The sequence below is a fragment of the Nocardioides flavescens genome (assembly GCF_009823805.1).
Taxonomy (GTDB): domain Bacteria; phylum Actinomycetota; class Actinomycetes; order Propionibacteriales; family Nocardioidaceae; genus Nocardioides; species Nocardioides flavescens.
In genome coordinates, this window is the sequence record NZ_WUEK01000013.1 from 122,574 (window position 1) to 144,814 (window position 22,241).

At 74.0% G+C, this 22,241-nt stretch carries 25 protein-coding genes, 2 tRNA genes and 1 pseudogene; 14 read left to right on the forward strand and 14 right to left on the reverse strand.

Features of this window, described 5'->3' with window-relative positions:
• Nucleotides 1–41 precede the first annotated feature (41 nt).
• The 3 genes from GRQ65_RS18785 to GRQ65_RS18795 are packed head-to-tail and all read left to right on the forward strand — an operon-like array spanning nucleotide 42 to nucleotide 3,843.
• Nucleotides 42–1,397, forward strand: coding sequence for an alpha/beta hydrolase (locus GRQ65_RS18785; protein ID WP_160879528.1), 1,356 nt, complete (start codon nucleotides 42–44; stop codon nucleotides 1,395–1,397).
• Nucleotides 1,394–2,950, forward strand: coding sequence for a GMC family oxidoreductase (locus GRQ65_RS18790; RefSeq protein ID WP_160879529.1), 1,557 nt, complete (start codon nucleotides 1,394–1,396; stop codon nucleotides 2,948–2,950). Before GRQ65_RS18785 ends, GRQ65_RS18790 begins: the two co-directional genes overlap by 4 nt.
• Nucleotides 2,947–3,843: an SDR family oxidoreductase gene (locus tag GRQ65_RS18795; protein WP_160879530.1), complete on the forward strand. Its 897-nt coding sequence runs from the start codon at nucleotides 2,947–2,949 to the stop codon at nucleotides 3,841–3,843. The genes GRQ65_RS18790 and GRQ65_RS18795 overlap by 4 nt, the downstream gene beginning before the upstream one ends.
• Nucleotides 3,844–3,862: 19 nt before the next feature.
• On the opposite strand, the gene GRQ65_RS18800 is transcribed toward GRQ65_RS18795, so the two are convergent.
• Nucleotides 3,863–4,234: a DUF427 domain-containing protein gene (locus GRQ65_RS18800; RefSeq protein WP_160879531.1), complete on the reverse strand. Its 372-nt coding sequence runs from the start codon at nucleotides 4,232–4,234 to the stop codon at nucleotides 3,863–3,865.
• 213 nt (nucleotides 4,235–4,447) lie between these two features.
• On the opposite strand from GRQ65_RS18800, the gene GRQ65_RS18805 reads away from it, so the two are divergent.
• Nucleotides 4,448–4,900 carry a hypothetical protein gene (locus tag GRQ65_RS18805; RefSeq protein WP_160879532.1) on the forward strand — a complete coding sequence of 151 codons (453 nt, stop codon included), beginning with the start codon at nucleotides 4,448–4,450 and terminating at the stop codon, nucleotides 4,898–4,900.
• On the opposite strand, the gene GRQ65_RS18810 is transcribed toward GRQ65_RS18805, so the two are convergent.
• The 9 genes from GRQ65_RS18810 to GRQ65_RS18850 all read right to left on the reverse strand — a co-directional run bounded on the left by GRQ65_RS18810 (nucleotide 4,866) and on the right by GRQ65_RS18850 (nucleotide 12,420).
• A complete protein-coding gene (locus GRQ65_RS18810; protein ID WP_160879533.1) occupies nucleotides 4,866–6,401 on the reverse strand; it encodes a protein kinase domain-containing protein in 1,536 nt (511 codons plus the stop codon). The genes GRQ65_RS18805 and GRQ65_RS18810 overlap by 35 nt on opposite strands.
• Entirely contained in the window at nucleotides 6,398–7,126 is a 729-nt protein-coding gene (locus GRQ65_RS18815; RefSeq protein WP_160879534.1) for an FHA domain-containing protein, read from the reverse strand. Before GRQ65_RS18815 ends, GRQ65_RS18810 begins: the two co-directional genes overlap by 4 nt.
• A gap of 77 nt (nucleotides 7,127–7,203) precedes the next feature.
• A tRNA-Ala gene (locus GRQ65_RS18820) sits at nucleotides 7,204–7,276 on the reverse strand.
• 57 nt (nucleotides 7,277–7,333) lie between these two features.
• Entirely contained in the window at nucleotides 7,334–8,179 is an 846-nt protein-coding gene (gene sepX / locus GRQ65_RS18825; RefSeq protein WP_160879535.1) for a divisome protein SepX/GlpR, read from the reverse strand.
• A gap of 86 nt (nucleotides 8,180–8,265) precedes the next feature.
• On the reverse strand, nucleotides 8,266–8,862 hold the full coding sequence (locus GRQ65_RS18830; RefSeq protein WP_160879536.1) for a GNAT family N-acetyltransferase: 597 nt from the start codon (nucleotides 8,860–8,862) through the stop codon (nucleotides 8,266–8,268).
• Nucleotides 8,852–9,346 carry a MogA/MoaB family molybdenum cofactor biosynthesis protein gene (locus GRQ65_RS18835; protein ID WP_337191872.1) on the reverse strand — a complete coding sequence of 165 codons (495 nt, stop codon included), beginning with the start codon at nucleotides 9,344–9,346 and terminating at the stop codon, nucleotides 8,852–8,854. The genes GRQ65_RS18830 and GRQ65_RS18835 overlap by 11 nt, the downstream gene beginning before the upstream one ends.
• Nucleotides 9,343–9,813: a cyclic pyranopterin monophosphate synthase MoaC gene (moaC, locus tag GRQ65_RS18840; RefSeq protein WP_160879537.1), complete on the reverse strand. Its 471-nt coding sequence runs from the start codon at nucleotides 9,811–9,813 to the stop codon at nucleotides 9,343–9,345. The genes GRQ65_RS18835 and moaC overlap by 4 nt, the downstream gene beginning before the upstream one ends.
• Before the next feature lie 13 nt (nucleotides 9,814–9,826).
• Complete coding sequence (glp, locus tag GRQ65_RS18845) at nucleotides 9,827–11,041, reverse strand: molybdotransferase-like divisome protein Glp (protein ID WP_160879538.1); 1,215 nt, start codon at nucleotides 11,039–11,041, stop codon at nucleotides 9,827–9,829.
• Nucleotides 11,038–12,420, reverse strand: coding sequence for a UTP--glucose-1-phosphate uridylyltransferase (locus GRQ65_RS18850; protein WP_160879539.1), 1,383 nt, complete (start codon nucleotides 12,418–12,420; stop codon nucleotides 11,038–11,040). The genes glp and GRQ65_RS18850 overlap by 4 nt, the downstream gene beginning before the upstream one ends.
• A gap of 23 nt (nucleotides 12,421–12,443) precedes the next feature.
• Here GRQ65_RS18850 and GRQ65_RS18855 point away from each other — a divergent pair, with 23 nt between their 5' ends.
• From GRQ65_RS18855 to GRQ65_RS18870, 4 genes are all read left to right on the forward strand, one after another.
• Entirely contained in the window at nucleotides 12,444–13,046 is a 603-nt protein-coding gene (locus tag GRQ65_RS18855; protein WP_160879540.1) for a 5-formyltetrahydrofolate cyclo-ligase, read from the forward strand.
• A gap of 56 nt (nucleotides 13,047–13,102) precedes the next feature.
• On the forward strand, nucleotides 13,103–13,444 hold the full coding sequence (locus GRQ65_RS18860; RefSeq protein WP_160879541.1) for an FmdB family zinc ribbon protein: 342 nt from the start codon (nucleotides 13,103–13,105) through the stop codon (nucleotides 13,442–13,444).
• 63 nt (nucleotides 13,445–13,507) lie between these two features.
• Nucleotides 13,508–14,137, forward strand: coding sequence for an SAF domain-containing protein (locus GRQ65_RS18865; RefSeq protein ID WP_160879542.1), 630 nt, complete (start codon nucleotides 13,508–13,510; stop codon nucleotides 14,135–14,137).
• Between the two features lie 39 nt (nucleotides 14,138–14,176).
• Nucleotides 14,177–14,548 (forward strand): large conductance mechanosensitive channel protein MscL, encoded by a 372-nt coding sequence (locus tag GRQ65_RS18870; RefSeq protein WP_160879543.1) that lies wholly within the window; start codon nucleotides 14,177–14,179, stop codon nucleotides 14,546–14,548.
• Nucleotides 14,549–14,555: 7 nt separating this feature from the next.
• Here GRQ65_RS18870 and GRQ65_RS22235 read toward each other — a convergent pair whose 3' ends face one another.
• Both GRQ65_RS22235 and GRQ65_RS18875 read right to left on the reverse strand, forming a co-directional pair.
• A complete protein-coding gene (locus GRQ65_RS22235; RefSeq protein ID WP_202388345.1) occupies nucleotides 14,556–14,726 on the reverse strand; it encodes a hypothetical protein in 171 nt (56 codons plus the stop codon).
• Nucleotides 14,727–14,736: 10 nt separating this feature from the next.
• Entirely contained in the window at nucleotides 14,737–16,053 is a 1,317-nt protein-coding gene (locus tag GRQ65_RS18875) for an LCP family protein (RefSeq protein ID WP_160879544.1), read from the reverse strand.
• 200 nt (nucleotides 16,054–16,253) lie between these two features.
• Between GRQ65_RS18875 and GRQ65_RS18880 the strand changes: the two genes are divergently transcribed.
• A tRNA-Arg gene (locus GRQ65_RS18880) sits at nucleotides 16,254–16,326 on the forward strand.
• 87 nt (nucleotides 16,327–16,413) lie between these two features.
• Here the strand turns inward: GRQ65_RS18880 and GRQ65_RS18885 are convergent.
• On the reverse strand, nucleotides 16,414–17,067 hold the full coding sequence (locus GRQ65_RS18885) for a GAP family protein (protein WP_160879545.1): 654 nt from the start codon (nucleotides 17,065–17,067) through the stop codon (nucleotides 16,414–16,416).
• A gap of 71 nt (nucleotides 17,068–17,138) precedes the next feature.
• On the opposite strand from GRQ65_RS18885, the gene GRQ65_RS18890 reads away from it, so the two are divergent.
• The 3 genes and pseudogenes from GRQ65_RS18890 to GRQ65_RS23030 form a co-directional block, all read left to right on the forward strand.
• Nucleotides 17,139–18,191: an acyl-CoA dehydrogenase family protein gene (locus GRQ65_RS18890; RefSeq protein WP_202388346.1), complete on the forward strand. Its 1,053-nt coding sequence runs from the start codon at nucleotides 17,139–17,141 to the stop codon at nucleotides 18,189–18,191.
• Nucleotides 18,185–19,552: a PIG-L family deacetylase gene (locus GRQ65_RS18895; protein ID WP_160879546.1), complete on the forward strand. Its 1,368-nt coding sequence runs from the start codon at nucleotides 18,185–18,187 to the stop codon at nucleotides 19,550–19,552. The genes GRQ65_RS18890 and GRQ65_RS18895 overlap by 7 nt, the downstream gene beginning before the upstream one ends.
• Nucleotides 19,553–19,589: 37 nt before the next feature.
• Nucleotides 19,590–19,961 (forward strand): annotated as a pseudogene (locus GRQ65_RS23030) (glycosyltransferase family 2 protein); the annotation flags it as partial.
• 311 nt (nucleotides 19,962–20,272) lie between these two features.
• Here the strand turns inward: GRQ65_RS23030 and GRQ65_RS18905 are convergent.
• Nucleotides 20,273–20,596, reverse strand: a complete 324-nt coding sequence (locus GRQ65_RS18905; protein ID WP_160879548.1) for an SMR family transporter — start codon at nucleotides 20,594–20,596, stop codon at nucleotides 20,273–20,275.
• A gap of 67 nt (nucleotides 20,597–20,663) precedes the next feature.
• On the opposite strand from GRQ65_RS18905, the gene GRQ65_RS18910 reads away from it, so the two are divergent.
• Together GRQ65_RS18910 and GRQ65_RS18915 are read left to right on the forward strand one after the other, a co-directional pair.
• On the forward strand, nucleotides 20,664–21,227 hold the full coding sequence (locus GRQ65_RS18910) for a TetR family transcriptional regulator (protein WP_160879549.1): 564 nt from the start codon (nucleotides 20,664–20,666) through the stop codon (nucleotides 21,225–21,227).
• 147 nt (nucleotides 21,228–21,374) lie between these two features.
• Nucleotides 21,375–22,241 (forward strand): MCP four helix bundle domain-containing protein (locus GRQ65_RS18915; RefSeq protein ID WP_160879550.1); only part of this gene is annotated, 867 nt, incomplete at its 3' end.

Sequence of the window (22,241 nt, forward strand, 5' to 3'; positions counted from 1 at the left end):
GACCCCAGGGCCCTGACCCCGCTGACCTCGACCGACCACTGATGGTCCTGCTCCACGGACTGGGGTGCAGCGCTCGGACCTGGCGCCACCTGGTCCACGAGCTGGACGACGAGCTGGACTGCGTCGCGCTCGACCTCCCCGGTCACGGGGAGGAGTCGGGGTCGGACGCGCTGACCGTGGCCCAGATGGTCGAGACCGTCCTCGAGCAGGTGGCGGAGCTGCTGCGCGTACGTCGCCCGCGCGCCTGGGTGCTCGCCGGTCACAGCATGGGCGGCAAGGTCGCCACGCTCGTCGCTGCCGCCGCCGAGGCCGGTCGGCCGGGCCTCACGCCGCCGGCCGCCCTCGTGCTGGTCGCGAGCTCCCCGCTCGGCGTCGAGCCGATGGAGGAGTCGAAGCGCGCGCAGATGATCGGCTGGCGCGCGGACGGCGAGCTGTCGGAGCAGGACGCCGCGGAGTTCGTCGACGCCAACACCGCCGACGCGCTGCCTGCCGACGACCGGGCCGAGGCCGTGGCCGACGTACGCCGGGTCAGCCGCACCGCGTGGCTCGCCTGGCTCGAGCGGGGCAGCCTCGAAGACTGGAGCGGCACCGGGCCCGTGCGCACCTCGACCCTCGTGGTCGCCGGCGGGGCCGACGGCGACCTCGGCGCCGATGCGCAGCGCCGGCTCGTGCTGCCCGCGGTGGCCGCCACCGAGGTCGTGGAGGTGCCCGGCGCCGCGCACCTCGGGATGCTCGAGCAGCCGGCTGCCCTGGCCGAGCTGGTCCGCGACCACCTGCACTGGACGCTCCCGCCCCCCGACCTGCCGCCGGGGCTGGCGGCGCTCCTGGCCTCCGACCGGGTCAGCGCGCGCACCCGCCGGGTGCTGCTGCGCCGCCTGGCGCCGCCGCGCCCGCACGAGCAGGTCCTCTCCGACGCCCAGCGGGCGACGCTGGTCGCCGTGGTGGCCCGGGTGCTCCCCCAGCGTGCGACCGACGTCGACCTGGCGGATCGGATCGAGGCCGACCTCGCCGCCGGCGTCGGCGACGGGTGGCGCTTCGCCGACCTGCCCGACGACGTGGCGGCCTGGCGCGCCGGGCTCGACACGCTGGCCGGGCGGCCGGGCGGGTTCGCCGAGCTCGACGACGACGCGCAGGACGCCGTGCTCGCGGACGTCGTGGCCGGGCAGGTCGGCTCGGCCAACGCCGGTCACCTGAGCACCGAGCAGATGACGCTGTGGTTCGAGGACGTCCGCGCCGCGGTCGTCCGCACCTGGGTCTCCCACCCGGCGGCGATGGCCCGCATCGGCTACGACGGCTTCGCCAACGGCGGGGACGGCGCGCGCAAGCAGGGCTACCTGCGCGTGGGGGCCGGGGAGCGCGAGCCGTGGCAGACCCTCCCGCTGGAGGTCCTCGCATGAGGCTCGACGAGATGCGCACCCACGCGACCTCGGAGGTCGTGGACGCGGTCGTCATCGGGACCGGCGCCGGCGGGGCGCCGATCCTGGCGCGCCTGGCCGCGGCCGGGCTCAGCGTCGTCGCCCTCGAGGCCGGCAGCAACAGCGAGCCGGGCGACCACACGGCCGACGAGCTCGAGGCCGCCGACATCTACTGGATGGACGACCGGCTCAGTGCTGGCGAGATGCCCGAGGTGTTCGGCTCCAACAACTCCGGGCGCGGCGTGGGCGGCGCGATGCTGCACTGGGGCGCCTTCTGCCCACGCCCCGACGCGCGCGACCTCGCGCTCCGCAGCACTACGGGAGCGGGCGTCGACTGGCCGCTGGCCCACGCCGAGCTGGTCCCCTACCTCGCCGAGGTCGAGCGGTTCCTCTCGGTGTCGGGGCCGGCGACGTACCCGTGGGACGACACCCGCTCGTACGCCCTGCCGCCCGTCGCCCGCAACGCTCCCGCGCAGGCGATGGCGCGGGGGTGCGAGGCGGTGGGCCTCACCGCCACCGACGCCCCGGTCGGGCTCGTCACGCGCGACGTCCACCAGGAGCACTGGGGCCTGCGCCAGGCGTGCGTCAACTGCGGGTCGTGCCACCAGGGGTGCCGCAACGGCTCGAAGGCCTCGATGGACGCCACCTACCTCCCCCTCGCGGTCGCCTGGGGTGCCGAGATCCGCCCCGACTCGATGGTCACCGGGATGGAGCGCGACGAGCACGGCCGCATCACGGCCGTGGTCTACCGCCGTGACGGCGTCGAGCACCGGCAGCGGTGCCGCGCGGTCTTCCTGTGCGGCGGCGGGGTCGAGACCCCCCGGCTGCTGCTCAACCTCGGCCTCGCCAACTCCAGCGGTCAGGTCGGTCGCAACTACATGGCGCACGTCGCCACCCAGGTCTGGGGCCGCTTCGAGGACGAGATGCGGATGAACCGCGGCTACCCGTCCTCGCTCATCACCGAGGACCTGCTGCGACCCGACGGCGCCGACTTCGCCGGCGGCTACCTGGTCCAGAGCCTCGGGGTCCAGCCGGTGACGCTGGCGACCAGCCTCGCCCGCGGCGGTGAGCTGTGGGGCGACCGGCTCGTCGACCTCCTGGAGGACTACACGCACCTGGCCGGCATCGGCATCAACGGCGAGTGCCTGCCCCACGAGTCCAACCGCCTCGTCCTCACCGACGAGGTCGACGCCCACGGCCTGCGCCGGGCACGGGTCGACTTCGGTCGCGGCGACAACGAGGACGCGATCGACGCGCACGCCGAGGCGACCATGCGCGAGGTCTGGGAGGCCGCCGGCGCCCGGGACGTGTTCACCATCCCGCGCTCGGCCCACACCCTCGGAACCTGCCGCATGGGACCCGACGCCGACTCCGCGGTGGTGGACGCCGACTGCCGAGCCTTCGACGTCGACAACCTCTGGATCTGCGACAGCTCGGTCTTCCCCAGCTCGCTGGCGGCCAACCCGGCGCTGACCATCATGGCGCTGGCCCTGCGCACCGCGGACCGTTTCCTGGCGGGTACCCCACGACCATGAGCGACCAGTACACCTTCGACGACCCCCGCACCCGCTTCCCGCGCATCTCCCCGCCGGTCCAGCAGCAGCCCGAGCCGGGACTGCAGTCGCGGATGACCCCGAAGCCCGACCTCGGCGAGGAGAGCTACCGCGGCACCGGGCGACTCACGGGGCGCAAGGCCCTGGTCACCGGCGCCGACTCGGGCATCGGCGCCGCCGTCGCGATCGCCTTCGCGCGCGAGGGCGCCGACGTGACGCTCGCCTACCTGCCCGAGGAGCAGGAGGACGCCGACCACGTCATCGGGCTGATCGAGGCCGAGGGCCGCACAGCCGTGGCCGTGCCCGGCGACCTGCGGGACGCCACGAGCTGCCGGGCGCTCGTCCAGGCCGCCGTCGACGGGATGGGCGGCCTCGACGCCGTCGTCAACGTCGCCGGCAAGCAGGTCTGGCAGCCGCGCCTGGAGGACCTCGACGACGAGCAGTTCGAGGCGACGTACCGCACCAACGTCTTCGCGGCGTTCTGGATCATCAAGGCGGCGCTCCCCCACCTGCCGCCGGGCTCGACGATCGTCAACACCGCCTCGCTCGAGGCCTACCAGCCGGCGCCGGACCGCATCGACTACGCCAGCACGAAGGGCGCGGTCAACAACCTGTCGAAGGGCATCGCCCAGCAGCTCGTCGAGCGCGGCATCCGCGTCAACGTGGTGGCTCCCGGCCCCACGTGGACCGCCCTGCAGGTCTCCCGGGGCGTCGACCCCGAGACCCTGCCCGACTTCGGCGCGAGCGAGTCGCCGATGGGCCGCGCCGCCCAGCCGGTCGAGCAGGCCCCGGCCTACGTCTTCTTGACCTCCGCCGAGTCCAGCTTCGTCGTCGGCGCGACCCTCAACGTGAACGGCGGGATGCCGACCCCCTGACGAGGCCCGTGACGAGCGGTCAGCCGACCTCGATGCGGACCTGGTCGGGGTAGAACGCGACGTGTCCGGCGATGTCAGCGACCGCGTCGTACGGCGCCTCGTAGGTCCACACGGCGTCGTCGGCGCGGTCGCCGTCCACGTCGAGCGAGTAGTAGCTCGCCTCGCCTTTGAACGGGCAGTACGACGCGTGGTCGCTCGGCTGCAGCACCGCGGAGTCGACGTCGGCGAGGGGGACGTACTGCACCGGCGGGTACGACGCCTCCGCCAGCGTCAGCGCCTGCGTCGTGTCGGCGATCTTGCGTTCACCGCGGAACACGGTCACGCGACCCTCGGTGGCCGTCACGGTGATCGGGTGGCTGGCGTCGGGGATCAGGACCTCGCGTTGGCTCATGCCAGCACAACGGACACCGCCGGCGGCTGATTCCCCCGAGGTGACGACCCCGGTGGAGCCCGGCCTGGGCTGGCCGACCAGTGCCTACCACGTCGTGCGTGCCCTGGCCAGGCCCTCCCTGGTGGCCACCGGAGACATCCACCGATCGGTCCCGAGACTGCCTAGCGTGCTGAAAGAACGATCCAGTCACACCACGAGAGAAGGAGCCGCACCATGTCCGCACGCACCGTCCTGACCACCGCAGCCGCCTCGATCCTGGCGGCGGGCGCGCTCACCACGATGACCACGTCGGCGGCCGACGCCAGCGCGACCGGTGTCGAGCCGTTCCCGGGCGGCTACACCGTCACCACCAAGTACGGCGACGTGACGGTCCCGCCGGGCGAGCTCGACCACGGCGTCACCGGCGAGGGTCTGTTCGTGGAGAGCCAGGCGGCAGGGTTCACCACCGTGCCGGCGCTGTGCAACTGGACGATGACCTACGAGCTGCGCGACCTCGAGGGCAACGTCAAGAGCTCGGTGACCCGCGACCCCGGGTCGCGCTGCGACACCAATGTCAACGCGCCCGGTGTCGTGTGGAACAAGACGACCGTGCCCGGCCGCGCGTGCGCCATCCTCAAGGTCGGCAGCGCCGTCATCGCTCAGCAGTGCCACCAGGTCGCCGGCTGACCCCGAGCTGGTCCCGGGCTGCGGCGATCCGCTCGACGCGTGCCCGCGCGTCGGGCGGGACGCCGCCGGCGGCGACGACCCGGTCGGCGCTCGTGAGGAAGGCCGCTGCGAGCAGCAGCCCGCGGTCCCCCGGCACGTCACTGACCACCGTGGCCTTGGCGCAGAGGTACTGCACGAGGGCGTAGATGGAGTCGGAGGGCGAGAACACCGACGCCCCGCCACCGTCGTGGTCGACCGCCCACTGGTCGAAGATCGAAGGGGTCCACAGCGCCACGCCGTACTCGCCCCGCCTCTCGTCGCTCGCTGCGGCGTCGAAGCCCGACTGCACCTCGAGGATCGCGGCCAGGAGGGCCGGCGTCACGGCGGCGTCCTCACATCCGCGGGCGGCCGCGGTGATGTCGCCTCGGAGGTCGTGCGGCACCGCGGTGCCGGCGCGCAGGTCGCCCGCCAGGACCGCGGCCGCCGGGGGCGCCGACGCCGCGCCAGGACCGCTGCCGCCGGCGTCACTCAGCGTGAGCGCGGCCGCGCCCCCTGCGACAACGACAGCGAGGCCGGCGGCCACAGCCGCGACGCCGCGCCGACGCGTGGGCCCTGGCACCTCACGGCGCCGCAGCGCAGCGATCGAGCGGTCCACCTCGTCGCGAGCGCGGAGCCGGTCGTCCTCCGACGGCGTCAGCAGCCGCTGCAGGACCTCGGCCCACCCCGCGGGCACCGCCGGGTCGAGCCGGAGCGGCGCCGCCCCCGCGGCGCACTCCTGGGCCGCGCGCGACCTCGCCGTCGCGTCCTGTCCGTCGAAGCAGAACCGCCCGCCGCTGAGCACCTGGTGGGCCAGCACCCCGAACGCCCAGAGGTCGCGCGCCGGCCGAAGGACCACCCCCTCGACCCCGACCCGTTCCGACCACCACTCGGGACCGACGTAGTCGAGCGACACCGGTGCCGGGGCGTAAGCGTGCGTGCCCTTCAGCTCGCCGGCGAGCCCGAGGTCGGCCATCAGCACCCGACCGTCGTCGAAGACGAGCACGTTGCCGGGCTTGAGGTCGCCGTGCACCCATCCGGATGCGTGCAGGGCCCGCAACCCGTCCCACAGGGATGCGAGCAGCTCGGCGGCTCCGTCGACCGGATGACCGGGCTCGGCCGTCGCGAGCAGGTCGGCCACGCTGGCGCGGGCGCGCTCCATCACGAGGGCGTAGGCCCCGCGCAGTGGAGGCTCGTCGGCGTCGGCGCGCAGCACCGCCCGCACCTCGACGCACCCCGGCAGCGTGGGTCTCGCTGCGAGGTCCAGCTCGCGGTGCACGACCTCGGCCAGCTCGATGCGGCGCTCGGCGAGCACTGGGTCGGGCAGGAGCTTGAGAGCGACCGCGCAGCCGTCGTCGTCGTCGCGGGCCTCGTAGACGCTGCCCCAGGCGCCCGACCCGAGCAGCTCGCCGATCGTCCACGGCCCGATCCGCGTGCCCGACGGAGCCGGGACGGGCCCCTCGGGCGACCCGTGGACAGGGCTCACGCCGTGGCGTCCAACCGGCGCATGTCGTCGAGGCGGACCAGGTCGTAGCGCAGCGCGAGCGAGACGATCGCCTGGCGGCGGTGATCGGCTCGTGACTCGGCTCCGACCGCCTCACGCTCCTTCACCCGCAGCTTGTGGTCGGCCAGGTAGTCGACGTGGAAGCCGATGGCCGAGGGGCTGAGCCCATCGCACCCGGGGACGCCGCGGAGCCGGTCCAGGACGTCGCGATCGGTCGGCACGACCAGGCTCGCCGGGTCGATCAACCGCGGCTCGCACAACGCGAGCAGGACGAGGAAGTACTTCGCGGAGCGGTCCAGGCGGAACGGCACCCGGGTCGACTCACCTCGCAGCCGTTCGACGCTGGCCTCGTGCTGGTGCTCGGGTGCGAACACCAGCAGGTCGGTCGTCGAGCGGGCCGTCGGGAAGCGGATCCGAGCGAACTCGAACGGGACCGGGGCTCCGGACCGTCCCGGCGCCACCTTCACGAACTCGCCGCCGCCCTCGGGGTTCTCCACCACCAGGGGCAGCTCGCCGCCGAGGTTGGTGAGGGTCCAGAAGTCGGAGACCGCTCGGATCTCAGCTGCCCAGCGGGGGACGTGCGGATCGTCGATCCTGACCTCGACGCCGGCCTCCCGGCCCACGAGCACCCTCTGGCCGGGCGCGAGCTCCCAGCTGCGGGGCGTGCCTGCGTCGCCGACGGCCGGCAGCTGCAGGATGACGCTCACCCTGGCGACGATATCCGCGCCCGGGACGACGAAGGGCCCGCGGGTCACGTCGACCTGCGGGCCCTTCCACGTAGCGGTGGAGCTGAGGGGATTCGAACCCCTGGCCTTCTCATTGCGAACGAGACGCGCTACCAACTGCGCCACAGCCCCAGTGCGTCCGAGGGACGCGAGGAGAAACGTTATCAGCCGCCACCGGCCGACGAGCAATCAGGACCCCGAGGCCTTCTTCCGCGGCTGGCGGGCGGCCTTCTTGGCCTCCGCCTCGGCCTCGGCGGCCTCGCGGGCCAGGGCACTGTCGGCGGCCTTGCGACCCGAGCTCCACACGCCGGTGGAGTCGAGGTCGATGGTGGAGACGGTGCGCGGCGCGACCGCCTTGGTGACGTACGTCGGCAGGGTGACGGGCACGGGGTCCCAGCTGCGCTCGGCCGTGGCGGGCTCCTCGGCCGGGGCGGGCGCGTCGGCGGGTGCCTCGGCCGGGGCCTCGCTCACCACGGGCACGACGCCGGTCTCGTCGCCGCCGACGACGGGGATGCGGGCCGAGTCGGGCTCGGGCGCCGGGGCGGGACGGCGCTCGGCCGGACGAGCCGTGGGACGCCCGACGGGGCGGCGGGCGGCACGCTCGCGCTTGACCATGAGCCGGCAGGCGACGAGCCAGGCGACGAGCAGGCCCGCGGGGACCGCGCACCAGACCCAGCCGATCACCGAGAACGCCGCGAGCGCGGCGACGACGACGTTGGCGAGGAGGACGATCGTGACGACGCGCAGGCGGCGCTTGGCGGCGAGCGCCGCAGCGCGACGCCGGGCGCGCAGCTGGGCCGGGGTGAGCGGGGCGACCGGCTCGGGCTCGGCCCCGACCACCGGGCCGTCGCCGACGACCAGGACGGCCTCGCGGCGGCTGACCGCCTCGCGGCGCGCGAGGACGCGCAGGCCGGAGGAGAACCGGTCGATGGTGCGGGTGCGCTCGCCCTCGCCGTGGTGCTCGAGGGCCTTGGGGATGAGGTAGACGGCCCAGGCGACGGCGAGGGCCACGAAGATGAGCGCGCTGGGGTCCACGGTGAAAAACTAGAGGTCGCAGCGCACCGTGAGGCGCAGGAGCGCCCGTGTGTCGCGAATTGCCTGTGGTGCGCGTGTGGTCTCGACTACGGTGCGCCCTCGCGCAGCCGCCGCAGCAGCCCGTACGGCGCCTCCTCGCGCGTCACGGCGTACAGCCGGTGGTCGCGCCAGTCGCCGTCGATGTGGAGGTAGCGGGGGGCGTAGCCGACCTCGCGGATGCCGAGCTTCTCGACGACGCGCAGGGAGTTGGAGTTCTCGGGACGGATCGCGATCTCGATGCGGTGCAGGCCGACGTTGACGAAGCAGTGGTCGATCACCAGCGCGACCGCCCTCGGCATCAGCCCGCGCCCGGCCACGTCGCGGTCGATCCAGTAGCCGACGGAGGCGAACATCGCCGAGCCGCGCACGACGTTGTTGACCGTGATCTGGCCTGCGAAGCGCCCGTCCACGTCGATGGCGAAGGGGTACGTCGTGCCCTTGCGCGCCTGCTTGCCGAGCCGTCGCGCGAGCTGGCGGAAGCTGGTCGGCCGGGCGTCGCCGCCGGGCGGCACCGTCGCGTCCCACGGCACCAGCCACGCGGCGTTGCGCTGGCGGGTGCGCCGCCACGCGTCGGAGTCGGACGTGGCCAACGGGCGCACCGTGAGCTCGCCGTCGACCAGGATGACCGGCCAGTCAGTGGTCACTGCCGACCACCTGCTCGACCGCGTGCAACAGCACGGGCTCGAGCACGCCGAGGGCGTCCTTGACGCCGCCGCGGGAGCCGGGGAGGTTCACGACGAGGGTGGTACCCGCCACGCCCGCCAGCCCACGCGAGAGCACCGCGGTGGGGACGCCCTTCGCGACGCCGGCGGCGCGGATCGCCTCGGCGAGACCGGGCACCTCGCGGTCGAGCAGCGGCCGGGTCGCCTCGGGCGTGCGGTCGGTCGGCGTGAGCCCGGTGCCGCCGGTCGTGAGCACCACCCGGGCCCCGCGGGCGATCGCCTCGGCGATGGCGGCGCCCACCGGCTCCCCGTCCGGTACGACGGCCGGAGGGTCGACCGCGAACCCGAGCCGCGCGAGGAACTCCACGATCAGCGGGCCCGTCGTGTCGTCGTAGACCCCGGCCGCGGCGCGGTTGGAGGCGACGACGACGGCGCCGAGCAGCGGCCTGGACGGATCGGTGGTCACCGGTGCCAGTCCCCGGACTTGCCGCCCGTCTTGGCCTCGACGCGCACGTCCGTGATGACGGCACCCTTGTCGACGGCCTTGACCATGTCGACGACGGTGAGCGCGGCGACCGAGACGGCGGTCAGCGCCTCCATCTCGACGCCGGTGCGGTCGGTGGTGCGCACCGTCGCGGTGAGGTCGACGGAGTCGTCGGTCACGACGAGGTCGACGGTCACGCCGGAGATCGAGAGCGGGTGGCACAGCGGGATCAGCGCCGGCGTCTGCTTGGCGCCCATGATGCCCGCGATGCGGGCCACCGCGAGCGCGTCGCCCTTGGGCACGCCCTCGCCGCGCAGGAGCGCGACGACCTCGGGCGAGACGAGCACGCGACCGCTGGCGGTCGCCGTACGGTCGGTGACGCCCTTGCCGGAGACGTCGACCATGCGGGCCGCGCCGGCCTCGTCGACGTGGGTGAGACGGTCGGCCATCAGGAGACGCTCATCAGAAGACGCTGTCCAGCTGGAGCACCTGCACCCGGTCGCCCTGGCCGAGCGCGGTGACCTCCTCGGGCACGACGATCAGCGCGTTGCTGTGGGCGAGCGCGCCGACGAGGTGGGAGGCCGGGCCGCCGACGGGCGTCACGAAGCGCCCCTGGGCGTCGAAGCCGACGTCGCCGCGCATGAACTGGCGCCGCCCGTCGGGCGAGGTCAGCCCGTGGGTCAGCCGGGCGGTCACCATGGGCCGCGCCGCGGGCGCGAGGCCCATGAGCGTGCGGATCGCGGGCAGCACGAACACCTCGAAGGAGATGTACGACGACACGGGGTTGCCGGGCAGCGTCACGACGGGCACGCCGTCGACGAGGCCGAAGCCCTGCGGCTTGCCGGGCTGCATCGCGACGGGGCCGAACCACACGCCCTCGGCGCGCAGCGCCTCCTTGACCACGTCGTAGTCGCCCTGCGAGACCCCGCCGGAGGTGACGACGAGGTCGGCGTCGGCGAGGTGTGCGCGCAGCGTGGTCAGGAACGCGCCCGGCTCGTCGCCGACGATGCCGACGCGCACCGGCACGGCACCGGCGCGCTGCACGGCGGCGGCGAGCATGAAGGAGTTGCCGTCGTAGATCGAGTCGTGGCCGAGCTCGGCGCCGGGCTCGCGCAGCTCGGAGCCGGTGGACAGCACGACCACGCGGGGGCGGGGCCGGGCGCGCACCGTGGCGAGCCCGATCTGGGCGAGCAGCCCCACCTGACGCGGGCCGACGACGGCGCCGGCCTCCAGCAGGAGCTGGCCGGTCGTGACGTCGTCGCCGCGCGGGCGCACGTGCTGCGAGGGCTTCGGAGCCTGTCTGATCGTGACCGTCTCCGCGCCGCGGTCGGTCCACTCGTAGGGCACGACGGCGTCGGCGCCCTCGGGCACCGGCGCGCCGGTCATGATCTTGACGGCGGCACCCGCCTCGAGGGTGCGGACGTCGGCCTGGCCGGCCCCGATCTGGCCCACGACCGGCAGCACGACCGGGCTCGCCTCGCTCGCGTCGGCCACGTCGGCGCGGCGCACGGCGTACCCGTCCATCGCCGAGTTGTCGAAGCCCGGCAGGTCGATGCCTGCGTGCACGTCCTCGGCGAGGGCGAGGCCGAGCGCGTCGAGCAGGGGTACGTCGACCGGGTCGGCCGGGCGCACCGCGGCGAGCACCCGGGCCTGGTGCTCCTCGACGGTGTCGGTCACGCGTCGCCCGACAGCACCGTGTCGGCCGGGATGCGCTGGGCGGACTCGGCCTCGAGCTCGACGTCGCCGACGACGCGCACCTTGGCGCCGAAGGTGTGGTCGCCGCTCACGCTCAGCGACGACGCTTCCCGCAGCGACGGCGCCCCCTCCGGGAAGCGCTTGTCGAACTCGCCGACCAGTGTGTAGAAGTCGCTGTCGAGGTCGACGAACGGCACCTCGTCGGCGACCTGGTCGAGCACGAAGTCCTGGCCGATGTCGTAGACGTCGGAGCGCAGCACCAACAGGTCGTTGGTCGTCTTCACCGGCACGAAGCGGTCGCGGCCGACCTCGATCAGCGCGGAGTCCTGGAAGACCTCGACGGCTGCACCCATCGCGGTCTCGACCTGGACCACCTTCGGGGTCGACTTGTCGCTGGGGTCGACCGTCTTCTCGTTGCGGATCAGCGGCAGGCCGAGGATGCCGTCGCGCTCGTCGAGCTTCTGCTGCATCGCGCGCAGGTCGAACCACAGGTTGTTGGTCGAGCAGAACCGGTGGCGCTCGAGGTCGGCGAGCGCCTCGCGGTCCTCCGGCAGCGTCTGCGCGGTCTCGCGCAGGATGATCCGGCCGTCGGAGACCCGGCGCGCGAAGTGACCGCCCTTGCGGTCGCTCGGCGTACGCCGCACCGCCTCGATGGCGAACGGTGCACCGGAGGCCGCGAACCAGCCCGCGACGCGCGGGTCGGGGACCGCGCCGAGGTTGTCGGAGTTGGAGACGAAGACGCGCTCGTAGCCGGCGTCGAGCAGCTGGGTCAGCAGCCCGCTGCCGCGCAGCGCGGTGTAGAGGTCGCCGTGGCCGGGCGGACACCACTCGAGGTCGGGGTCGTCGGGCCACGAGACCGGGGAGAGGTCCTTGACCAGGAGCTTGGGCTCCTTGTTCTGCAGGAACTCCAGCGGCAGCCCGTCGACCGCCAGGTCCTCGTAGCGCGCCAGCGCCGCCATCGTGTCGGCGCTCGTGCGGAAGGAGTTCATGAAGATCAGCGGCAGCGCGACGCCGTGCTCCTGGCGCAGGTGCAGCACCTGGCGCGCGATGATGTCGAGGAACGACAGCCCGCGGCGCACGCACAGCAGCGACTTGGCCCGCGGCAGCCCCATTGAGGTGCCGAGCCCGCCGTTGAGCTTGATCACCGCCGTCGTGCGGATCGCGTCGGCCGCGGCGTCGTCGCTGACGTCGACGTCGTCGAGCGACGGCATGTCGACCGGCTCGATCGACGCCTCCGGGATCATCCCGGTCTCGCCGTGCTCCAGCAGCCGGTAGTAGTGAGCGAAGGTCTCGATCGCGACCTCGTCGACTCCGGCGGCCGCCATCTTCTCGCGGGCCTTCTGCAGCCCTGGGCTACCCATGCTCGCGATCGTAGGCTCGTCGGGTGGGGAGACCGCAACCGTCGACGCACCCGGCCAAGACAGCACTGCGCGACCAGCTGCTCACGGCGCGCCGCCGCCGGCCGCTCGTGGAGCGCTCCGAGGACGCCCGCGCCATCGCCCGGGCGCTCACCGCAGCGCCCGAGGTGCGGCGCGCCGCCACCGTGGCGGCGTACGTCGCGGTCGGCTCGGAGCCCGGCACCGCTCCCCTGCTCTCGGCCCTCCTGGCGGCCGGCAAGCGGGTCATCCTGCCGCTCACGCTGCCCGACCGCGACCTCGACTGGGCGGCGTACGCCGGCGACCAGGACCTCGCCCCCGCCCGGCTCGGCCTGCTCGAGCCCGTCACCACGCCGCTCGGCCCGGACGCCGTCGCCACCGCCGACGTCGTCCTGGTGCCCGGGCTCGCCGTCTCCCTGCGCGGGGAGCGGCTGGGCCGCGGCGGCGGCTCCTACGACCGGGCGCTGGGTCGGGTGCCGGTCGACACGTTCACCTGCGTGCTGCTCCACGACGAGGAGGTGGGCCTCGAGGTGCCGACCGAGCCGCACGACCGGCCCGTCACCGCGGCGGCCTCCCCCGGGGGAATCACGCGGTTCGCCGCGACGTTCTGAGCGGCGTAGCATTGGCAGTCGCGCCTCGCGAGTGCCAGAACAACCCAGGAGTCACGTTGCCGACCTACCAGTACGCCTGCACCGAGTGCGGCCACGCCTTCGAGCAGGTCCAGTCCTTCTCCGATGCCTCGCTCACCACCTGCCCGCAGTGCCAGGGCAAGCTGCGCAAGGTCTTCAACGCGGTCGGCGTCGTCTTCAAGGGCTCCGGCTTCTACCGCACCGACAGCCGGGGCTCGCAGAGCGCGTCGGAGACCGGCTCGAGCACCAAGAGCGAGCCGTCGTCCTCGACCACCACGGACTCGTCGTCGACGAAGAGCGACTCCTCGTCGTCGTCCTCCTCCTCGAGTTCGTCGAGCTCCAGCTCGTCCACGAAGTCTCCCCAGGCCACGTCCTCCTGACGGTTCTCCACAGGTCGCCTCGCGCGGCCTGAGCCGGAGCCGCGGCGCTCGTAGCCTCGCGGCATGCGTCTGCCCTCCCGCCTGACCCGCCCGGCGCGCGCCGTACGCCGCTCCGTGCTGCGGCGCCGCCGACCGCTCGCCGCCGTCTGTGCGCTCGTCGCCGTCGTCTCGGGCGTGCAGGCCGCCGCGCCCGCCCCACCGGCCACGGTCGCCGTGACCGTCGCCGCCCGCGACCTCGCCGCTGGTGCGGTCGTCGCCGCGGGCGACGTCACGACGGCACGGCTTCCGCCCGACGCCGTCCCCGACGGCCGGGTGCGCGACCCGGTCGGGCGCACCCTGGCCGGTGCGGTGCGCCGCGGCACCCCGGTCACCGACACCGCGCTGGTCGGCGCCGCGCTGGTCGCCGAGCAACCGGGCACCGTCGCGCTGCCCGTGCGGTTGCCCGACAGCGCGATGGTGGCGCTGCTGCACCTCGGCGACCGGGTCGACCTCGTCGCCGCCGACCCGCAGGGCGGACCCGCCTCGACCGTCGTGCGCGACGCGCTCGTCCTCGCGATCCCCCCACCCACCGCGGGCGCGGCTGCCGACGGCCTGCCCGGGCGGCTCGTCGTCCTCGGCGTGCCCGAGACCCAGGTCGACGCCGTGTCGTCCGCGTCGTTGACGCACTTCCTGACCGTCGCGTGGTCCCGCTAGCGTGCTGAGGTCATCGACCACTTCTCGAGGGAGACCCACATGCTCGGTGGATTCAAGAACTTCATCCTGCGCGGCAACCTGATCGACCTGGCTGTCGCGGTCATCATCGGCACCGCCTTCGGCGCGGTGGTCACGGCGTTCACCGCCTGGCTGACCGGTAAGCTGCCGGGCACCCAGGACCTCTTCGGCAACGTCGAGTCCGGCGACTTCGGCTTCTTCCTGAACGCCGTGATCTCGTTCGTGATCCTGGCCGCGGTCGTCTACTTCCTGATCGTGCTGCCCTACACGAAGGCGAAGGAGCGCTACTTCCCGAGCGCCCCTCCCGGCACGCCCGAGGACATCAAGCTGCTCCAGGAGATCCGCGACCTGCTCGCGTCGCAGCAGGGGGGCCAGCGCCCGCCGACTGTCTGACGTCAGCTCAGGGCGTTCCGTGGTGCGGCGGCACCTGCTCACGGAGCCAGGTGTCGCCGCGATCCGCCTCCGAGCGCGAGCCCTCCCCGGGCTCGCGCTCGTCTGCTGTGGTGTCGGGGACGGCGTCGCCGAACACCTCGGCGAGGCGCCGCTTGCGCTCCCAGTCGGTCTCGCTCACGGCCGCTCGCTCAGGCGCAGAGCCCGACGGACTCGAGCTGGTCGGCCGAGGCGTCGACGGAGTCGGACGGCGAGGCGCTCGGGTCCTCGCTCGGGCTCGAGCTGTCGGTGGCGCTGGGCTCGTCGCTGGGCTCGTCACTCGGGCTCGCGTCGTCCGACGGCGAGGCGTCGTCGGAGGGTGACGCGTCGCTCGACGGCGACTGGCCGGCACTGGCGGTCGGCACCTGGTTGGCGCCGATGGAGCCGTTGCGCAGCTTGCCGAGCGGCTGGTCGTTGAGGATCTTCTTCCACAGCAGGTCGGCGTCGGAGGTCAGCTCGACCCGACCGGGCTGCGCGGTGCTGTAGACGAACGGTGCGGTGATGAACCGGATCCGGCTCAGGCCGATGCTCTGGAACTGCAGTCCGATGTCGGCGATCTGCTTGATGTTCTTGATGTCGGTGGTGAGCGAGCCGGTCGCGGCGTTGAGGAAGCGGACCAGGCGGTCGGGGCGGGCGAGCACGCCGCCGGAGACGACCTTCTCGACCATCGCGGCGATGAACGCCTGCTGACGGGCGATGCGGCCGATGTCGCTGCCGTCGCCGACGCCGTGGCGCACGCGGACGTAGGCGAGCGCCTCCTTGCCGTCGATGGTGCGGGTGCCGGCCTTGATCGTGATGCCGTACTCCGAGGAGTCGATGTCCTCGGGCACGCAGACCTGCACGCCACCGATCGCGTCGACCATCTCCTGGAAGGAGGCGAAGTCGACGACGATGTAGTCGTCGACCGCGATGCCGGTGAGGTCCTGGAACTGGGTGATCGTGCACGCCGGCCCGCCGAGCGCGTAGGCGGCGTTCCAGATGCTGCTCGAGGCACCGGGGATGGTGCTGCCGTCCTCGGCGGTGCAGTCGGGCCGGTCGACGAGCGTGTCGCGCGGAATCGAGATGCCGTACGCCGACTGCCGGTCGGCCGAGAGGTGCATGAGGATCGTGGTGTCGGAGCCACCGCCGCCCTCGTCGTCGATGCCGCACCCCTTGCACTGACGCGAGTCGTCACCCATCACCAGGATGTTGAGCGGCTCGCGCGGACCCTCGACCTCGGGCTTCTCCGGGGTGTTGGTGACCTGCTCGGAGAGGTCGACGACGTTGAGGTTGTTGTTGAGGTGGCGGTAGAGGAACGCGACCGACAGTCCGCTCACCATGCCGAGGGTCAGCACGGTCGCCATCAGCACCTTCGCGACGGTGTGCGACCGGCGCGCACGACCGCGGCGCTTGCCGCGGGTGTAGCCGGCCCCCTGCGGCTGGTACGGCGCGGGGAGGTCCGTCTCGGCGGGCTTCTCGGCGTCCGTCATGCTCACGTCCCTCGGGCAGGCGGTAGTGCTTCGGTCGGTCTTGACGAGGTGGTGCTGGGGAGGGACGAGCCACGTCGGCGTGCGCTCGTCCGCGCAAGATTACGGCGAGTGGCCAAATTGTGATGATTCCTCGCGTGTCGCACCGCGACCCCGCCGAGGTCGGACCCACGAGCGCCGCGCCCTAGGATGCGGAGCGCGTCGCCCCAGTAGCTCAGCGGATAGAGCAGCCGCCTCCTAAGCGAAAGGTCGCAGGTTCGACTCCTGCCTGGGGCACCGGAACGACCACTGGCCCCGGTGGTCGAGCAGCGAGCGCAACGCGCACCCGCGACGGCACCAGCCCGGCGACCTGAGGATTCCGGCTCAGACGAGCCGCACGATCCCCCGCAGCAGCAGGTAGACCCCGGCAGCCGCGAGGACGAGCACCAGGGCCGCGCGGCCGTGGCGCTCGATGGCGCCCTGGAGGGCGGCGAGGAGGCGCTCGCCGGAACGGGGCGCGGCGCTCATCACGGCGAGGGGCAGCCACGTCGGCACGCACGCGAACGCGACGAGGACGACGGCGGCCACCACCTTCGCGAGGACATCGGCGTCGGCCGCGGCGACCTCCTTGGCGGCGGGCACCAGGAGCGACAGGGTCGTGAGGTTGGTGGCCATCGAGAACAGGCCGTACCCGTAGGTCGCCGAGGGCCGCATCGTGCGCGGAGGCCGCGCGGGGCGGGAGCGGTGCGCGGTCCGGCCCCGTGAGTGCACCACGGCGGCCCCGACGGAGAGCGCCACCCCGAGCACCAGGTCGAGCGACGCGTCCAGGTGGGGCGCGGTGGGCAGCTCGAGCGAGCGGCCCACGGCCACGACCACCAGCACGACCGCTGCCGCGACGCTCGCCGCGCCGGCGGCGTACGCCGACCCAGCTCGTCGACCGCGCGGGCCCGCCATGACGACGAGCTGCTGGGCGAGCATCATCGGGCTGACCGCCGCGGCCATCCCCAGCGGCAGCATCAGGACCAGCAGGCGCAGCACGTCGCACACCCTAGGAGCCCCGACCCGGCGGCTGACCCGCGCCGGCACATGCGGGTGGGTACCCCCGGCCCGTGCCGCCTCCCGCGCCCCTCCCGGTGCTGCTCCGCCCGTCGTACGCCGGCGGACCGGGGACCGCCCTGGCCGTGCGGGCGCTGGAGGCCGCGGAGCTCGGCGACGCAGCGGTCGAGGCGGTGCTGCGGTGGGCCGTCGAGGTCGGGCCGACGGTCCCGCTGCCCGGCGAGGGCCGGACGCTGGCCCGGTGGGAGCTGCTGGCCACGGTGGGCGCTCAGAGCCTCACCGTCGCGCGGGTGCTCGAGCCGCACCTCGACGCGGCGGCGATCCTCGCCGAGGCGGGCGAGCACCCGCAGGACGGTTCGACCTGGGGCGTCTGGGCAGCGGAGGGACCGCCGCCGCGGCTGGAGGCCCGGGAGGTCGACGGGTCCTGGGTGCTGCGCGGACGCAAGCACTGGTGCTCGCTGGCCGGGGAAGTCAGTGACGCCCTCGTGACGGCCTGGGTGGGCCAGGACGAGCGGCGGCTGTTCCGGGTGCGGCTGGACGCGCCGGGGGTGACGGTGGAGCCCTCCCACTGGGTCCCGGCCGGACTGCGGCGCGTGGTCACCACCTCCGTGCTCGTCGAGGACGCCGAGGCCGCGCCGGTGGGCGAGGCGGGCTGGTACCTCGAGCGCGACGGCTTCTGGTGGGGCGGCATCGGCGTGGCCGCGGTCTGGTACGGCGGCGCGGTCGGCCTGGCCCGCACCCTGCTGGCCCACACCCGCACCCGCACCCCCGACCAGGTGGCGCTCGTGCACCTCGGCGAGGTGGACGCCGACCTGACCGCGGCGCGGGCCGCGCTCGCCCTCGCCGCCGAGGCCGTCGACGGCGACCGGTGCACCGGCCGGGACGCGCTGCTCCTCGGCGCCCGCACCCGTCACGTCGTCGCGAGCGCGGTCGAGCGGGTCGCCCAGCGGGTCGCCCGGGCGGTCGGGCCCGGCCCGCTCAGCTCGGACCCCGCCCACGTCGCGCGGGTCGCCGACCTCGGCCTCTACGTCCGCCAGCACCACGCCGAACGCGACGCAGCGGGGCTCGGCAGTCTGGTCCTGGACGAGGGCGGTCCGTCGTGGTGAGCTTCCGCCACGACGGTCCCGGCACCGGCGCCGAGGTCTGGAGCCGTGCGCTCGACGAGGCGGCACCCGGTGCTCCGTCGCCGGCGCTGACCCGCGGGGGCGACGTACGCCGGGTCGTGGTGGTCGCCGCCCACCCCGACGACGAGTCGCTCGGCGCCGGCGGACTGGTGCACCGGGCGCACGCGCTCGGCGTCGAGGTGGTCGTCGTCGTGGCGACCGACGGCGAGGCGAGCCACCCGCACTCGCCGACCCGCACACCGGCCGACCTGGCGCGGGTGCGGCGCGAGGAGCTGCGCGAGGCCGTGCACCGCCTCGCTCCGCGGGCCCGGGTGCACCACCTCGGCCTGCCCGACGGGGCGCTCGGCGAGCACCGCGACGCGCTCACGGCCGCCCTCGTGGAGACGGTCGGCGACGGCCGCGGGTGCCTGCTGGTCGCACCGTGGCGTCGCGACGGCCACGCCGACCACGAGGCCGCGGGGACCGCGGCGGCCACCGCCGCGGCGCGCACCGAGGCCGACCTGTGGGAGTACCCCGTCTGGTTCTGGCACTGGGGGCGGCCCGACCAGGCGCCGTGGGACGACCTCCGGGTGCTCGACCTCGACCCCGACGAGCGCCTGGCCAAGGCCGCCGCTCAGGCCGCGCACCGCTCGCAGGTGGAGCCGCTGTCGGACCAGCCCGGTGACGAGGCGCTGCTCGGGCCCGGCCTCCTCTCGCACTTCGCCGGCCCGCGGGAGGTCTACGTGCTACAGCCACCGCACGACGGCGCGCTCGAGGACCTCCACGCCTCCGAGGCCGACCCGTGGCTGGCGGACTCGAGCGAGTACGAGCGCCGCAAGCGCGACCTGCTGCTGGCGGCCCTCCCCCGCGCGTCGTTCCGCCGTGGTCTCGAGGTCGGCTCCTCGACGGGTGCCCTCGCCGCCGACCTCGCCACCCGCTGCGCCGAGCTGCTCGTCGTGGACGCCTCGGCCCACGCGGTCGCGGCGGCCCGCGCCAGGTGCGCCGACCTGCCCGGGGTGCGCGTCGAGCAGCGCCGTCTGCCCGAGGAGTGGCCGACGGAGGACGCGGCCGACGGCGGGTTCGACCTGGTCGTCCTCTCGGAGGTGGGCTACTTCCTCAGCCCGGCCGCCCTGGAGCGGCTCGTCGAGGAGCTGCGGTCCGACCTCGCGGCCGACGGGGTCGTCGTGCTGTGCCACTGGCGCCACCCGGTCCGGGGCTGGCCCCTCGACGGCGCCGACGTGCATCGCATCGTCGTGGCCGCCGACCTCCGCCCCGTGATCGCGACCTACCGCGACGCCGACGTCGAACTGCTCGTGCTCGGTGCGCCCGACCTGCTCCCGACACCCGGGTCCGACCGTGGCTGAGTCGACCGTGGCTGAGCCGAGGCTGTCGGACGTCCTGGTGGTCGTCCCGGCGCGCGACGAGGCGGCGCTCATCGAGAGCTGCCTCGACTCCGTCAGGGCGGCAGCCCACCGGCTGCGGTCCTCCCGGCCGGACGTGCGCGTCACGGTCGTCGTCGTGGCCGACCGGTGCACCGACGGCACCGCGTCGCTCGCTCGGGCCGCGGGTGCGCACGTCGTCGAGACCTCCGCCGGCGGGGTCGGCGCCGCGCGCCGAGCCGGGGTCGGGGCCGGGGTGCGGCTGCTGGGCTCGCCCGACCCGCGGCGCACCTGGCTGGCCAGCACCGACGCCGACACCGTCGTCCCGATCACCTGGCTCCAGCGCCACGTCGCCCTCGCCGAGGAGGGCGCGCAGCTGGTGCTCGGCCGTGCCGTTCCCGATCCCGCCGGCCTCGACCCGGCCGCCGCCGTCCGCTGGCACCAGCTGCACCCCGTGGTCGTCGACGACCCGCACCGCTACGTCCACGGCGCCAACCTCGGCGTCCGCCTCGACGCCCTGACCTCGGCCGGGGGCTGGCCCGCGCTGCGCGAGCACGAGGACCACGTGCTGGTCGAGGCGCTGGCCGCCCGGGGCACACCCGCCCGGCTGGGCCCCGACGTCACCACGTCAGCGAGGCGAGAGGGCCGCACCCCCGGCGGGTACGCCGGCTACCTGCGGGAGCTGGTCGCCCAAACGGGAGCGGCTCAGTGCGCGCCCGAGAGGTTGAGACCCACGACACCGGCGACGATCAGCGCGAGCGAGACGACCTTGACGACGCCGAGCGGCTCGTCGAGCACCGCCCAGCCGACCACGGCGACCAGTGCCGTGCCCGCGCCGGCCCAGATCGCGTAGGCGACCGAGACCGGCATCGTCTTGACCACGACGGTCAGCAACCAGATCGCCGCGGCGTAGCCCGCCAGCACGACGGTCGTCCAGCCGAGGTGGGTGAACCCCTGCGCTCGCGGGAGCAGGGCGCTCGAGGCGACCTCGAGGACGATGGCGAGGGCGAGCAGGACAGCGGTGAGCACGGGTTCTCCTGGATGTAGCGGTCGCTACGAATGTAGCACTCGCTACAGGCGGGCTACAGTCGACGGCGTGGACCGTCGCGAGGAGCTGCTCGACCGGGTCACCGACCACGTCCTCGCGCACGGGCTGATCGGCCTGACGCTGCGCCCCGTCGCTGCCGCTGTGGGCACGAGCGACCGGATGCTCGTCTACCACTTCGAGAGCCGCGACGCGCTGGTCTCGGCCGTCGTCGAGCGCAGCAACGAGCGCGCGATCGCGGTCGTCGCCGCGCTGCCCCCGGCCCCCGACGTACGCCGCGGCGTGAGCGCGCTGTGGGCGGCCTACCAGGAGCAGCCGCTGCGCGCGTGCCTCGACGTCTACTGCCAGGCGGCGGCGACCGGGCTGATCGGACGCGAGCCCCACCTCTCGACCGCACGGGCGGGCAACGAGCGGTGGGCCCGTGCGATGCAGGACTACCTCGTGGCCTGCGGCGCCCCCCGCGAGCGGGTGGCGCGCGTCGTGACGCTCGTGGACTCCGCTCTCTACGGGTTCCACCTCGACCTGACGACCGACCGGAGCGAGGCGCTCAGCCTCGGCGTGGACGACCTCGCGGCAGCGGCTCAGCAGATCGCCCAGGCGTCACGCGACGCCTGACTTTGGACTGGACCGGTCCCCCTCCGGCTGACCGCAACCGGCCACACCGCTCAACTCTCCGCGCCGACGTCCGATGAGCCCGAGCGACGAGGCGATCGGGCGCCGCAGGAGCACGACGACCCCGAGAGGCAGAGCCCCATGGACACCATGGACAGTACGCAGACCCCCGCCGCCCGATCGGCCCTGAGCCGCTTCGGCGACCTCCGCCTGGCCGTCAAGATCCTGATGGCCGTCGGCGCCGCTGCGGCCGTCGCCGTCATCGTCGGGGTCGTGGGGCTGCGCGCCCTCGGCGGGGCCAACGACGCGGCGAACGACCTCTACGAGGGCAACGTGCGTCGACTGCAGATGACCTCGGCGATGCAGGACGGCATCAGCACGATGCGGATCCAGGTCCGTGAGGCCCTGATCCGTCAGGGCGACGAGTACGACGCCGCGATCGCGGCTGTCGACCAGGGCTACACCGACTACCAGGCGGCCGCGGCCGAGTACGGCGAGCAGGACCTCTCGTCCCAGCAGCGCTCCGAGCTCGAGGCGCTGAACAGCGCGGCCGCGAGCTACCACGACGTGGCTCAGGAGGTGCTCCCCGAGTTCGCCAAGGTCAACGACGTGGCGGGCTGGACCACGGCGTTCGACCGTGACGTGAACCAGTACGCCACCGTCCAGAACGACACGATCGGCACGATCATCGAGCTGGAGAACGCCGACGCGGAGAAGGACGCGAAGGCCGTCGCGGCGAGCTTCGGGAGCAGCCGCAACCTGGTCATCGGGGTGCTGGTCCTCGGTACGGCGCTGGCGCTGCTGCTCGGCTGGCTGATCGCCCGGGCGCTGGCCCGCTCCGTGGCCAAGGTCAAGGACGTCGCCGACGCCATGGCCGCCGGTGACCTGTCGAAGACCGCCGGCATCACCACCCGCGACGAGGTCGGCACCATGGCCACCAGCCTCGACGCCGCCAACACCTCCCTGCGCCAGCTCATGACCTCCGTCACCGCCTCCGCCGACGGCGTCGCCTCCGCC